The sequence below is a fragment of the Planococcus maritimus genome (genome assembly GCF_001592825.1).
Classification (GTDB): domain Bacteria; phylum Bacillota; class Bacilli; order Bacillales_A; family Planococcaceae; genus Planococcus; species Planococcus maritimus_C.
The window spans coordinates 131969-145300 of the sequence record NZ_LTZG01000001.1; the positions used below are offsets into that span (position 1 = coordinate 131969).

Genomic DNA, 13332 nt, shown 5'->3' on the forward strand with positions numbered 1-13332 from the left:
TTCATTGATCACTCGAAATAAGTTTTGTAATAGCCGCCGACTTTACCTGTGTTGTCGATGACAAACAAGAATTCGTCCGTTTCGTTTTTCACATCGTATTGCTGTCCAACCGTCAGCACATTCGACACCAAAAACTTGGCGGCATCCGTATGCTTACACGTTACGGTGCGAACGGTTTCTTTTTCCAGCCAATTAGTATGTATCATCGAGATCATCCTTTTCTGTCCATTAGAATTTGATGTTTTTCCACTCTCCTCAGTATAAGGAAAAATATCCGGGAATTCAAATTTGCCCATCCTTGCGACCTTTACGAACAATAATTAAATAAGCCAGCAAACTTAATACGGCAACAATCGATAAGGCGATTAACAACCATTGAAGTTGACCGAGAATCGCTTCATAAGCATATGGAAAACTGCGGCCTAGCGAGAAATAGGCCAATGTCCAGACAAATCCGGCAGGGAGCGCGAACAATAAATAGCGGCCTAGGGGAAAGCGGTCGGCCCCTACCACATAAGGCATCGCCCAGCGTACTCCTGGGAGAAAAAAGCTAAAAGCGATCGCCCAACTGCCTTTAGAAGCTAAAAACTGCTGGAATCGTTCGATACCGCTGTGTAACAAAGTCGTCTTCAGCCATTCGATCAATCGATGGCCAAACAGCCATCCAAGCCCGTATGCAAACAAATTGCTCGTAATCAAGCCGCTGTATGCGGATAAAAAGGCAGGAAACGGCTCGAAATCACTCGTTTCCGTCACGACGCCCGAGAATGCAGCAGCGAATTCATTTGGAATTGGCAGACCAAACAGCAGAAGCCAATTCACCAAGAACATGCTTAAATACCCGTATCTCATCGCTAATTCCCATAAAAAATCCAGCTCCATCCAAAATCCCCCGTCTCTATCCACATTATCCCACAACAAAAGACAGCCCCGCAACGGAGCTGTCTTTTAGTATGGTAACTTAAGATTCAAGCAATAGATCTTCTGGATTTTCGATCAATTCTTTGACTGTTTTCAAGAAACCAACCGAATCGCTGCCATCGATGACACGGTGGTCATACGATAGTGCCACGTACATCATTGGACGGATTTCAACATTGTCGCCAACTGCGATCGGGCGTTTCTGGATTGTGTGCATGCCGAGAATCCCGACTTGCGTACCGTTCAAGATCGGTGTAGACAATAGGGAACCGAAAACACCGCCGTTAGTGATCGTGAACGATCCGCCGGTCATATCGCCAATTGACAATTTCTTGTCGCGCGCTTTTGTTGCCAATTCGCCGATAGATGCTTCAATTTCTGCAAAGTTCTTTTTATCCGTATCGCGGACGATCGGCACGACAAGGCCTTCTTCAGTCGATACAGCAATCCCTACATCATAAAACTGTTTCAAGAGCACATCTGTGCCATCGATTTCCGCATTGACGTATGGGTATTTTTTCAATGCAGCGGTAACTGCTTTTGTGAAGAATGACATAAATCCAAGTTTGACGTCATGGTCTTGTTGGAATTTGTCTTTCTTGCGCTTGCGCAGTTCCATGACATTGGTCATATCGATTTCATTGAACGTTGTCAACATCGCTGTCGATTGTTTTACTTCAAGCAAACGCTTAGCGATCGTTTGGCGACGTCTCGTCATTTTTTGACGCACAACGCGGCCGCTTTCTTCATCAGAAGAAGGCGCTGCAGATGCGGAAGCTTTCGGCGCTTCTTGTTTCGCTGGAGCCGGTGATGTAGCCGGTTTAGAAGCATGCGCTTCAACGTCTTGGACGCGTACGCGGCCCATTGGGTCTACTGGCGTAATGGAAGCCAAGTCAATACCTTTTTCACGGGCCAATTTACGTGCAGCAGGGCTTGCGATCGTACGGTCTGAAGAACTGCTCTCTTCTTCCGTAGGCGCAGCTTCCTGGTCTGCAGGGGCTTCTTGTTTCGCTTCTTCTTTAGCAAGGTCTTCTTTTGGTGCTTCTTCTTTTTTAGTGTCTTCCTTAGGCGCTGAAGCTGCCGCTTCGCCAGAGCCTTCGCCGACTGTCGCGATGACTTGTCCGACTTCTACTGTATCGCCTTCTTCTGCAAGCAACTCCTGAACGACGCCCGCTTCTTCAGAGATGACTTCCACATTGACTTTATCTGTCTCAAGTTCAACGATGAATTCTCCTTTTTCTACTGTATCGCCTGGCTGCTTGAGCCACTGGGCGATCGTTCCTTCTGTAATCGATTCTGCTAATTCCGGTACTTTGATCTCTGCCACAATTAATTCCTCCTTAAAAGTTCATCATTTCGATTTAGCTAAAGCTTCATCGATGATGCGTGCCTGTTCGACTTTATGCGCTTCGCCGTCGCCTTCTGCAGGGCTTTGGCGTTTCATGCGTCCATAATATTTTACTTCTTTGCCATCTGCGAGTTCACGCAAGTAAGGGTCTGCGAATGTCCAAGATCCCATATTTTGCGGCTCTTCTTGTACCCAGGCCAATTCCTTGGTATTTGGATAACGGTCGACAATCGCTTTAATTTTTTCGGCCGGGAACGGATACAATTGTTCGACGCGAACGATATGTGCCCATTCGTAGCCTTTCCCATCTTTGACGCGTTCTGCCAAATCGATGGCCATCTTTCCGCTGGCAAATAGCAGACGTTTTACTTTTTTCTCATCCTGCCCCATGCCCGGCTGTTCGATAATCGTCTCGAATTTGCCTTCTGCCAATTGATCGACTTCAGCTCCGACAAGTGGATGTCTCAGAAGTGATTTCGGCGACACGATGATTAACGGACGAATGGCTTCTTCTCCAAGCATTTTGGCCTGACGGCGCAGAATGTGGAAATAGTTCGCTGCGCTGGAAAGATTTGCTACTGTCCAGTTATTTTCCCCAGCCATTTGCAAATGACGTTCGAGACGTGCGCTGGAGTGTTCCGGGCCTTGTCCTTCATAACCATGCGGAAGCAGCATGACAAGACCGGATTTTTGGCCCCATTTTGCACGGCCAGATGAAATGAACTGATCGAACATGACTTGTGCCATATTGGCGAAATCCCCGTACTGGGCTTCCCAAATGACCAAAGCTTTGTCGTTTTCTACATTATATCCGTATTCGAAACCGAGGATCGACGCCTCACTTAACGGGCTGTTGTAGACGACAAATGATGCTTTCGAGTCGGAAATATGATGAAGAGGAACAAGTTCATTGCCGTTTTTCTCATCGTGCAAGACGAGGTGACGGTGTGCAAACGTTCCACGCTGTGCATCCTGACCTGTCAGGCGGATCGGGTTGCCTTCTTGTAGAATGGCTCCAAACGCCAATGTTTCAGCATGGGCCCAATCGATCTTCCCTTTTCCTTTGAATGGCTCTTCGCGGCGTTTTAAGATACGCGCCAGTTTCCCGAACGCGGAAAAGTCTTGTGGCCAAGACAAAAGTTCATGGTTCATTTTTTCAAGAACATCTCTAGCGACGCCTGTTTCGATTTCCGGGAAACCGTTCAAAACAGTTTCCGGCATCTCCACTTTCGGATGATCATCGGATTTGTTTTCTTTAACTTTGTCATACGCTTCTTGCATCATTTTTTGGACGTCTGTGTCTAACTTCTTAACCTCGTCCTCTGACAATACACTTTCGTTCGCTAATTGTTTTCCATACAATTCACGTACTGAATCATGTTGATGAACACCGTGGTACATCATCGGGTTCGTCACTAAAGGCTCATCCATTTCGTTATGGCCATAGCGGCGGTAGCCGATTAAGTCAATCAAGATATCTTTGCCGAACTTCTCACGGTATTCAAACGCTAGACGGGCTACCGCTAAGACGGCTTCTGGATCGTCTGCATTGACGTGCAATACCGGAACTTCAAACCCTTTGGCAGGGTCGGATGAATAATGGGTTGAACGGGAATCGTGCTGCTCCGTTGTAAAACCGATCAGGTTATTGGCGATGATATGAATCGATCCACCGGTTTGGTAACCTTTGATGCGGCTGAAGTTCAAGGTTTCTGTTACGATGCCTTGTCCTGGGAATGCGGCATCACCGTGCACGAGAATTGAATAAGCTTTATTCGGGTCCTGAGAAGCTAACCCACTCTTATCTGCCATTTCCTGCGCGGCGCGCGTTTGACCTGTCACAATCGGACTGACGACTTCCAAGTGAGAAGGGTTATAGGCAAGTTTGATTTTCGTGCCCGCTTTCGAACTATGGGTTGCGCCCATATGGTATTTCACATCGCCAAACCAGCCTTTAGTGATTTCAAGCGATCCGTCTTCCGGAAGAAATGCCTCATCGCCAACATGGGCAAATCCAGCAAACATCATTTCGTACGGTTTGTGGAGGATATGTGTCAGGACATTCAAACGCCCACGATGGGCCATGCCGATCATGATGTTTTCAGTCCCTGCAGATTCAGACATGCGGACAAGTTCATCCATCAAGACGACAAGCGAATCGACACCTTCAATAGAAAAACGTTTTTGCCCGACGAATGTACGGTGGACAAACTTCTCAAATCCTTCAACGCGCGTCAAAAGATCCAATACCTGTTTTTTCTTGTCGGCATCGAGTTTCGGTTTCATATCGCCCGCTTCGATTTTCGACTGGATCCAGCTGCGTTCCTGCAATTGGATTACATGCGCGAATTCATAAGCGATCTTGTCTGTATAAAGTGATTTCAAATAATTGATTGCATCCAAACCGTTTTTCACTTCTGCTGGAGCATTTTCCAGGATCAGGGATACCGGGACATCTTTTAAATCAGCTTCGGTCAAGCCGTATTTCGAAATCTCCAATCTCTCTGTATCCCGCGGCTGATCTTTCAACGGATAGATATCCGAAGCCAAATGACCGTGTGCGCGAATGGCTTCTGCCAAATGGACCGCTGCAAGCACTTTTTCAAAACGGTTTGGTTCAACTGCTGCACTAGCAGTGGCACCTGTAGCATCTCCAGTCTGTACAGCCGGTTGCTCGGCAGGAGGGCCATATTGTTTGAATAGTTCTGCAAACTCAGGGTCGATCAATTCAGGCGACTCTTGATAAAGTTCGTACATCTCCATTACATAGCCCAAGTTCGGTCCGGTTATGGAATTCCATGGGGATTTTGTGTCTGGTTGATTGGTAGACATTGAATAACCTCCAACTATTTGCCTTATGGCATTCACTTTTATTTATAGGTCTTTCCTATTTTAGCACGCCCCTCGCCTTACATAAAGCGGCAGGGCTGTAGCGGTACTTAACGAATTTCCATATCAATCTTACTACTTCCACTGAAAAAAACAATGCTTTTGATTGAAAAGATTCGATCGAGACGAATTGAAGCGCTTACATGCATATGACGGGGCAGAATTCTACTCTTCTAATGGAAGAAACTCACGCTTCTCCATGAAAACAAACGATGCCCCCGCCTTTTTTCTTGGCTTCATAAAGCGCTTTGTCAGCTTTTTGAATCAGCTCATCAAATTCATTTCCATCTTCTGGATATAAGGCGCTGCCAATTGAACAAGTCGGTGAGAATCGCTTGCCATCGATTAGCCATCCTTCTCTCAGCGTTTCTTGAATACGTGAGATAATGCTTTCGATTTGTTTTCGGCTATCGAAAGATGAGATGCCTGGCAGCAAGATAAGAAATTCATCTCCTCCGATACGTGCCGCCACATCGCGTTGTCGTATACTGCGCTCAAGCGCGCGGGCGAATTGGTGGATGAATTCATCACCGACTTCATGGCCGTGCAAATCATTGATTTCTTTGAACTTATCGCCATCTATGTACAATACAGCGACTAGGTCCCCTGTTCGGCTGCTCTTGGACTCCATATCGTGAAAATGTCTGGCCATCATCCGACGATTCGGTAAATTGGTTAATGGATCATGGTAAGCCATATGATGCAATTGCTCTTCCATTTCTTTTCGGTCCGTGATATCGAATAAGATGGATAAGGTTTGATAGATTCGTCCCTCAACATCGAATAGCGGAATGATAGTGGCATCAACCCAAAAAGCCTGTCCGTTCTTCTTAAGGCTGCGCACTTCACTTCGCCAGATCTCTCCTTCATTCAAGGCTGCTTGAAGTTGGGTCAGCTGCTGTCTCGTCAAAACAGCTTGACCAATCAACTGAATGTTTACGCCTGTCAATTCACTGCCATCGAATCCCGTCAGCTTCTTGAAGTTATCATTGGCAAATTCAATCCTGCCGGAGTCATCCCATATGAGCACAAGAGCTGCGTAATTTAGAGCGTCTTTGTAACTTTCCAACAGGTTTTCCGTCCGCTTCAGTTCATGCTTGAGCAATAATTCATTTGTCAGCTCACGGAAAACAACATGGAATGCACGAACGATTCCGTTTTCCTTGATCAAAGAATAGCTGGCAGAAAACTTAGCCTCGCGTCCGTCACTTTTGATGCGGCTCAAAAAAATAGAACTCGACTTATGGGAGCTGCGGCTATTTTCAAGAAGTAGTTTGCCTGTTTCGAAAAATTTCTGCTTGTTCTGTGGGATATCATCGTACTTTTGCCCGATCCATTCATACCGCTCCACGCCAAAAGTTTTTTCATAAGCGGGATTCATATCAATGATTGTGAAATCCGCTGAAATCATCAACATGGGATCGACTGAATTTTGAACAAGCGATTGATAAAACAAATAATCTTCTTCGATTTTCTTTTGTTCTGATACATCTTTCGTGACGGCCAGCACATATTGAACACCTTCATGGCTAAAAGGAGTCAGTTCGGTTTCCATCGCGCTGCTGCGGTTTGAGAATAAACTGTAATCCCTGTAAAGGTGGCGTTCATTGCGTTTGATCGCTATTCGGTACTGCTTATGAATTTCAAGTGCCAATTCCCTAGGCATGCACTCTTCGACGCTGCGTCCTGTTAAATCGATTCCGAAAAGCTCTTGGCACACCGGATTTACCCAAACATAGACAAAGCCGTTTCCCTGCCTTCTCATATAATAGACGGGATCGGCTGCTTTTCCATATAGCATATCCATTTGCTCTTTCGTAAAAGGTCCGGACATCGAATCCACCACTTTCTATTATCCCAATTCTGCTGTAGCGCCACTGATTTTCTCTATAAAGCGTTCATAAGCCGACTGCTCGTCTGTCTGTTTTATTAACTCCAATTCATTTCCATCATCACCCGTTGCATCGAAGCGATAAACACCGAGATAGCTCGCATTGCCGCTCAACTTCAATTGGTATTCGCCGCCATCGGATTTTATCGAACAATTAACCATACCACCTGGGTTGTAAACGGAAACGTCTCCAAACGACACGATCCCGGCAAGACAGCTGACCAAAGCAGACGCCGTCATAGCTGTACCGCAAGCGTCCGTAAAGCCGACGCCTCTTTCATAAGTTCGGACGAAAATCCCCTCTTTTAATGGGGTCACATAACTTAAATTGACACCATCCGAAAAATACGGGTTGTCGCCGTTAAAATAAGCAGCCCATTTCTCTTGATGTGACGGGTCTTTTTGCAAGTCCTTTCCGACAATCCCAATCAAATGTGGATTGGGTACGGCGACTGCCGTAAACGGAATCTCCGCATCGATAAACGGCAGCGCTTGCTGTTGCCATTCGGTCTGTTGATCGTAAGCCATCGGCAAATCGCTAAGCTGAAATGACACTGGCGAAATCTCCACACCGTACATCTCTACGCCAGCGTCGATTTCCGGTTCTTTCTGCACAGCCAAATCTGCTTTCATCGTTTCGAGCAAGGCCTGTTCGATGCCTTCTCGCTCGCACACAAAGCGTGCCACACAACGTAATCCATTGCCGCACATGGAAGCTTCAGAGCCGTCCGTATTGAAGACACGCATTTTCGCATGAGTTCGCTTGGACGGGGAGACCGTCAAGAGACCATCGATTTCTGGGTCAAGTGATGCCAAACGCTTCGTTAGTTGCGGGAAATCCTCTCGATCGTCTCCTTCATATAGGAAAAATGTATTCATTGAACCGTGTACTTTTAGCAATTCCATAACGACACCTCTTCAACTCGAATTTATTTTGCGTGAGCAGCTACCAATTTCGCCATTTCATAGGCGGTTTTTGGCGGTTCCGCTTCAGTCATGGCCTGGATCAATTGTTCTTCTTTTGCTACCAAGTGCTCAATCGCTGCCATAAAGCTTTCGGCATTCACTTGTTCTTCTTCCAGCACATGCGCAAAACCTTGCGCTTTGAACAAATTGGCGTTTAAAATTTGATCGCCACGGCTTTTTTGTTTTGATAACGGAATCAACAACATTGGTTTTTTCAGTGCAAGAAATTCAAATATCGAGTTCGATCCTGCACGTGACACGACCAAGTCCGTTAAATGCAACAGATGCGATAATTCATGCGTCACGTATTCAAACTGGCAATATTGTTCATGGCCTTCTAAGCGCTCATCGATATTGCCTTTTCCACATAGATGAATGATGTTGAATTGCTTGGTCAAAGTTTCCAGATTTGCACGCACGGCATCATTGATGAGCGCAGATCCCTGGCTCCCCCCCATAATCATCAACACTTTATGGGTATTGTCGAAATGGCATAATTCCCTGCCGCTCGCAGCAGAGCCGTCGAGCAATTCACTGCGGATGACCGAGCCTGTGCACGTTGACTTGACTTTTGGCACATGAGCCATCGTTTCCTTAAAGACTGTAAAAATATGATCTGCAAACGGAAGCGCCAATTTATTCGCTAGGCCTGGCGTAACATCGGATTCGTGAATAATCACTGGCACGCCCGCCAGACGTCCTGCCATGGCGACCGGCACTGAGACAAAACCGCCTTTTGAAAAGATTGCCACAGGCTTCACTTTGCGGATGATGTTCAACGCTTGCGTCAATCCTGCTCCGACACGGAATGGGTCCGAGAAGTTTTTCATCGAGAAATACCGGCGCAGTTTGCCGCTCGATATAGGGTGATAAGTGACATCCGGATAGGAATCTCGGATCAATTCGTTTTCAATGCCTTCTTTGGAACCGATATATTCAACGCGGAACCCAAGCTTTTGCAGTTCCGGAATGATGGCTTGATTTAATGAAACATGGCCGGCTGTTCCGCCGCCCGTTAAGATAATTGTTTTGTTTTCCATTATATGTCCTACTCTCCTACGATACGCGCCTGTGACTTCATCACTTTGCGCGGTTTGTATGATATACTCGTGTTATTTGGTATTGCAAGTGTATTGGGGGCTATGAACATGTACGAAACAGAAACGACACGAGAAAAACTAACGCTATTAATGAAAATCGTTTTGCCGATTCTCATCACCCAAGTCGCTATGTATATGGTGACTTTTTTCGATATTTACATGACCGCCCGTTACGGGACAGAAGATCTTGCCGGTGTGTCGATCGGTTCCTCTTTTTGGGTTCCAGTCTATATTGGCTTGGCCGGCATCCTTATGTCCATTACTCCAATTGTAGCACAATTGATGGGAGCCAAGAAAAAAGATGGCGTGAAAGACGCGGTGCAGCAAGGGATTTATTTGGCGATTATCCTCGCGGCGATCGTCTTTGCCTTTTTCTTCTTCGGCATCGACTGGCTGCTCGGCTTTATGGATCTCGAACCTGCGGTCAATGGCGTAGCTAGCCGTTATATTTTCGCTATGAGCTTGGGGCTCGTGCCGCTGTTTGCCTATAACGCGCTGCGCTCCTATATCGATGCGCTCGGTGCCACACGCGTGACGATGTTTATCACTTTGATGTCGGCACCGATCAATGTATTCTTCAATTATCTATTGATTTTCGGCAAATTCGGATTCCCTGAACTCGGCGGTCCGGGTGCGGGCATGGCTTCGGCAATCACCTATTGGCTCGTGCTGGCGATTGCCGCTTTCATCATCCACACGAATGAACCGTTTAAGTCATTCGGAATCTTCCGCAAATGGGCTCGCCCTTCCGTGGTACGATGGAAAGAAATCACCGGCATCGGCGTGCCGATCGGCATTTCAATCTTCGCTGAAACGAGTATCTTTTCAGCGGTCACATTCATGATGTCTGTATACGGGACCATCACCATTGCCGCCCATCAGATTGCCCTAAACTTTGCTTCGCTATTATACATGTTGCCACTTAGCATTTCCATGGGCGCTACAATACTGGTTGGGTTTGAAGTCGGGGCAAAACGCGCATCACATGCTAAGCAATACAGTTGGCTTGGCGTCGGTGCAGCCGTGACGCTCAGTGTCATCTCGTCAGGAATCCTGTATTTCTTGCGGGAACCAATCGCTGAGTTGTATTCGTCTGACCCAGCCGTTATTGGGCTCGCGGTCCAGTTCCTGATCTTCGCTGCCTTGTTCCAAGTGTCGGATGCTGTTCAAGCACCCGTTCAAGGGGCCTTGCGAGGCTATAAAGATGTCAACATCACATTTATTATGGCGCTCATTTCCTATTGGGTCATCGGGCTGCCGTCGGGCTATCTGTTTGCCACATTCAGTGATCTCGGCGCATTCGGCTATTGGGTCGGATTAATCGTCGGTCTCACGGCAGGCGCAATTACTTTATCGATCCGCTTGTTGATCATCCAAAAAAAGCTTGCCGCTCAATGAGCGGCAAGCTTTTTGTATAGCTGAAGCAATGCGTTTTTCTCGTGTTCCGTAAGATTGGACTGACCGATGCGTTCAGTCGCCAATGCCAACTTTTCTTCCACGGATTTTCGGACGCGTGGATGGGTCAGTTCATCGTTTAGTTCAACGAGTATGCTCTTCTCTAATTCCTCTTGTGTCGTAATGCGCTGTATGCCTTGGCGGTCCGGCCATAAGCGTTTGTATGCTTCGATCATGGCATGGCCAGCTCGTCTAAGTTTTCACCAATCAACACGATCTGATTGCGCAGCTTCAAGTATTCCGGCAGCCATTGCACCATGCCATACGCATACTGGAAAGAATGCGGATAACTATGGCCCGATAGCGTGATATAGCCTTTGATGCGGTAAACGGTATCCGGCAAGGTGCGAAGCCAGTCTTCAAAAGCTTCGCGCTCAATTGGCTGATCAAACGACACGATCTTCGTCTGCAAATTCAATTTCGACACAGGTGCTTGTTCGACCGCCCCACGTTCTGCAGGGCTAATGGATTCAAGCAATTGCAGCGGCACTTTGGCATGTACTGTCTGAACGATGCGCGCTGTCGGATTGATTTGCTGGATTTCAAAAATGGCCTGGCTTTGTTCTGATTCGCTCAGCAAATCCGTTTTGTTGGCCAAAAGTAAATCGGCATGGCGGATCTGCTCGATAAATAGCGAGCGGATTTGCGGGGACAATTGCTGTCGCTCCAAAAACCGCTTGCTGTCCGCAACCGTGACGATGCCGCGGAAGTTCAAGCGTTCGGCAAACAGCGGCGAGAAAATCGCATCGAGTGCTTCGACCGGATGCGCAGCTCCCGTTGTTTCAATCAATAAGACGTCGAACTCCGATTCCGCGAGCAAAGACTGGATCTGCGCTTCTGATTTTTCCGAGCCGCTGCAACAAATGCAGCCATCCAGGATTTCCTTCAGCGGCACCCCGTCCCCGACTTCTTCTGAATCAAAATTCATCGATCCTAGCTCATTCATGAAAATGGCCGGTTTCAAGCCTTGTTCTTTAAATTCCATAATCATCTTCTTCAGCAAAGTCGTTTTCCCGCTGCCGAGAAACCCACTGAATAAATACACATCAACCATCAACTCATCCTTTCTCTGCTATGAAAGAAAAGGCCCGCCGGAAGCGGGCCTTTTCAATGATCTTATTCTTCTGAATCGGCTTCTTCTGTGTCGGCCTCTTCTGAATCAGCGTCTTCATCAGCCGCTTCTTCAGTTGCCAAGCCAGCTTGCTCCATCAGGATATCTGTTGCTTCTTGAAGCTGTGGATCTTCTGTATTGATCTTTTCACGCAATTGGTCCATGACCGCATACATCGTCTCTTCGTTCAATACGCCATCCGCTTCCAAGTCGTTTTCTTCCTGGAATTCCGTAACGGCCTGTTCCATTTCTTCTTCAAAAACGCCGTCAATTTCCCCAACGTCAAAGCCGAGGGCATCCAGCATTTTCTCTGCTGTTTGCACTTGTTCGGAAATGCTGCCGTCCTTCAGTTCGACAGATGTATCAAGGAATGGCAGAGATGCATATTCTGGATACGGAACCACTTCATCCGGCTCAATGCCTTCTTCATGGATCCAGTTGCCATCAGGCGTCAACCATTTGGCAGTCGTGAATTTCAAATTGGAACCATCGGAAAGGTCATTCGCTGTTTGCACTGTTCCTTTTCCGAAGGTTTTTTCGCCAACTAGTGTGACGCCAGCGGATTCGCTCATCGCCCCTGCCAAAATCTCAGAAGCTGATGCACTGCCGCCGTCAATCAACAAAGTGACCGGGACGTCCAGTTTGTCTCCTCCGGTTGCCAAATACACTTCAGGCTCTTCACCTTTTGCCTGTACTTCGAACATTTCCTTGCCTTCTTCAACAAAAAGGTTGGAAATATCAAGTGCGGTATTCAGCAAGCCGCCTGGGTTCTGGCGCACATCAAGCACTGCTGCTTCCATGCCTTGTTCTTCCATATCGGCAATAGCTTGTTGCAACTCTTCATATGTGTTTTCAGAGAAACTTGTGATATTGATATGGGCTACTTGGTCATTGACCATTTCCGCATACACCGTTTCAATCGGAATCTCGTCACGGACGATGGTGATATCAATCGGGTCTGCATTTTCGCCGCGCTGGATCGTCAAGGTTACTTCCGTCCCTTTTTCACCACGGATCAACATAACCGCTTCGGTTGTGGAAAAGCCTTGAATGCTCTCGCCATCCACTTCCAAAATTTGGTCATTCGGCAAAACGCCTGCTTTTTCTGCCGGCGAATTTTTGATCGGGGAAACGACCGTTACGTAGCCATTGCGTTCTTGAACTTCTGCGCCGATGCCTTCAAAGCTGGAAGAAATGCCTTCCATGAACTGCGCAGCTTCATTTTCATCCATATAATCAGAGTACGGGTCGCCCAGTGCCTCCACCATGCCGTTGATGGCACCGTTGATCAAGGCTTCCTCCTCCACATTCTCAAAATACTGCGCTTCGATTTGATCGTAAGCTGAATACAGTTTTTGGAATTCCTGACGTTCAGGACTGTTTACTTCCACTGCCTTATCTTCTCCAAAAGTTAAAGCGAAAACGGTGATGCCCACTGTCGCGATAATCAAGGTAAAGACAAGCATGATGAAATAAAAGGTTTTCATTCGAATAAAATGCGGCTTTGGTTCCTCTGCCGCCGGCGCTTCGGGTTGGTGTTCTTCGCCCGGTCGCTTGTCGTCCATATGTTTCACCACTTTCTTCATTCACCTGGCAGCAAGTTCCAGAAATTCCTCTAAAACTTGGCGGGGTTAAAAGAAAAAGACTGCCT

At 47.1% G+C, this 13332-nt stretch carries 11 protein-coding genes; 1 reads left to right on the forward strand and 10 read right to left on the reverse strand.

All coding sequences use genetic code 11. The features are described from left to right. Nucleotides 1-8 precede the first annotated feature (8 nt). The 7 genes from AY633_RS00695 to AY633_RS00725 form a co-directional block, all read right to left on the reverse strand. Nucleotides 9-206: a DUF6501 family protein gene (locus AY633_RS00695; RefSeq protein WP_068487832.1), complete on the reverse strand. Its 198-nt coding sequence runs from the start codon at nt 204-206 to the stop codon at nt 9-11. A 76-nt stretch (nt 207-282) separates the two neighbouring features. After that, nucleotides 283-852: a DedA family protein gene (locus AY633_RS00700; RefSeq protein ID WP_260804396.1), complete on the reverse strand. Its 570-nt coding sequence runs from the start codon at nt 850-852 to the stop codon at nt 283-285. 109 nt (nt 853-961) lie between these two features. Continuing rightward, a complete protein-coding gene (gene odhB, locus AY633_RS00705; protein ID WP_068485642.1) occupies nt 962-2248 on the reverse strand; it encodes a 2-oxoglutarate dehydrogenase complex dihydrolipoyllysine-residue succinyltransferase in 1287 nt (428 codons plus the stop codon). 24 nt (nt 2249-2272) lie between these two features. After that, nucleotides 2273-5101: a 2-oxoglutarate dehydrogenase E1 component gene (locus tag AY633_RS00710; protein ID WP_068485644.1), complete on the reverse strand. Its 2829-nt coding sequence runs from the start codon at nt 5099-5101 to the stop codon at nt 2273-2275. A gap of 244 nt (nt 5102-5345) precedes the next feature. Continuing rightward, on the reverse strand, nt 5346-6992 hold the full coding sequence (locus AY633_RS00715; protein WP_068485646.1) for a diguanylate cyclase domain-containing protein: 1647 nt from the start codon (nt 6990-6992) through the stop codon (nt 5346-5348). 18 nt (nt 6993-7010) lie between these two features. Further along, nucleotides 7011-7955: a diaminopimelate epimerase gene (dapF, locus tag AY633_RS00720; RefSeq protein WP_068485648.1), complete on the reverse strand. Its 945-nt coding sequence runs from the start codon at nt 7953-7955 to the stop codon at nt 7011-7013. Nucleotides 7956-7978: 23 nt separating this feature from the next. Further along, complete coding sequence (locus AY633_RS00725) at nt 7979-9055, reverse strand: undecaprenyldiphospho-muramoylpentapeptide beta-N-acetylglucosaminyltransferase (RefSeq protein ID WP_068485650.1); 1077 nt, start codon at nt 9053-9055, stop codon at nt 7979-7981. A 108-nt stretch (nt 9056-9163) separates the two neighbouring features. On the opposite strand from AY633_RS00725, the gene AY633_RS00730 reads away from it, so the two are divergent. Next, nucleotides 9164-10513, forward strand: coding sequence for an MATE family efflux transporter (locus AY633_RS00730; protein WP_068485652.1), 1350 nt, complete (start codon nt 9164-9166; stop codon nt 10511-10513). Here the strand turns inward: AY633_RS00730 and AY633_RS00735 are convergent. The 3 genes from AY633_RS00735 to AY633_RS00745 all read right to left on the reverse strand — a co-directional run bounded on the left by AY633_RS00735 (nt 10507) and on the right by AY633_RS00745 (nt 13246). Next, the gene (locus AY633_RS00735; protein ID WP_068485654.1) at nt 10507-10746 is read right to left on the reverse strand and encodes a hypothetical protein; all 240 of its coding nucleotides are present in this window, start codon (nt 10744-10746) and stop codon (nt 10507-10509) included. The two genes, AY633_RS00730 and AY633_RS00735, sit on opposite strands and share 7 nt — an antisense overlap. Beyond that, the gene (locus AY633_RS00740) at nt 10743-11624 is read right to left on the reverse strand and encodes a CobW family GTP-binding protein (RefSeq protein WP_068485657.1); all 882 of its coding nucleotides are present in this window, start codon (nt 11622-11624) and stop codon (nt 10743-10745) included. The genes AY633_RS00735 and AY633_RS00740 overlap by 4 nt, the downstream gene beginning before the upstream one ends. A 62-nt stretch (nt 11625-11686) precedes the next feature. Continuing rightward, nucleotides 11687-13246, reverse strand: coding sequence for a lmo1851 family serine protease (locus tag AY633_RS00745; RefSeq protein ID WP_068485659.1), 1560 nt, complete (start codon nt 13244-13246; stop codon nt 11687-11689). Nucleotides 13247-13332 lie beyond the last annotated feature (86 nt).

What these genes read in the sequence shown, in the direction of transcription:
- AY633_RS00695 (WP_068487832.1), bottom strand. Translation starts at nt 206, where the DNA reads ATGATACATACTAATTGGCTGGAAAAAGAAACCGTTCGCACCGTAACG.
- AY633_RS00700 (WP_260804396.1), bottom strand. Translation starts at nt 852, where the DNA reads ATGAGATACGGGTATTTAAGCATGTTCTTGGTGAATTGGCTTCTGCTG.
- AY633_RS00710 (WP_068485644.1), bottom strand. Translation starts at nt 5,101, where the DNA reads ATGTCTACCAATCAACCAGACACAAAATCCCCATGGAATTCCATAACC.
- AY633_RS00715 (WP_068485646.1), bottom strand. Translation starts at nt 6,992, where the DNA reads ATGTCCGGACCTTTTACGAAAGAGCAAATGGATATGCTATATGGAAAA.
- dapF (WP_068485648.1), bottom strand. Translation starts at nt 7,955, where the DNA reads ATGGAATTGCTAAAAGTACACGGTTCAATGAATACATTTTTCCTATAT.
- AY633_RS00725 (WP_068485650.1), bottom strand. Translation starts at nt 9,055, where the DNA reads ATGGAAAACAAAACAATTATCTTAACGGGCGGCGGAACAGCCGGCCAT.
- AY633_RS00730 (WP_068485652.1), top strand. Translation starts at nt 9,164, where the DNA reads ATGTACGAAACAGAAACGACACGAGAAAAACTAACGCTATTAATGAAA.
- AY633_RS00735 (WP_068485654.1), bottom strand. Translation starts at nt 10,746, where the DNA reads ATGATCGAAGCATACAAACGCTTATGGCCGGACCGCCAAGGCATACAG.
- AY633_RS00740 (WP_068485657.1), bottom strand. Translation starts at nt 11,624, where the DNA reads ATGGTTGATGTGTATTTATTCAGTGGGTTTCTCGGCAGCGGGAAAACG.
- AY633_RS00745 (WP_068485659.1), bottom strand. Translation starts at nt 13,246, where the DNA reads ATGGACGACAAGCGACCGGGCGAAGAACACCAACCCGAAGCGCCGGCG.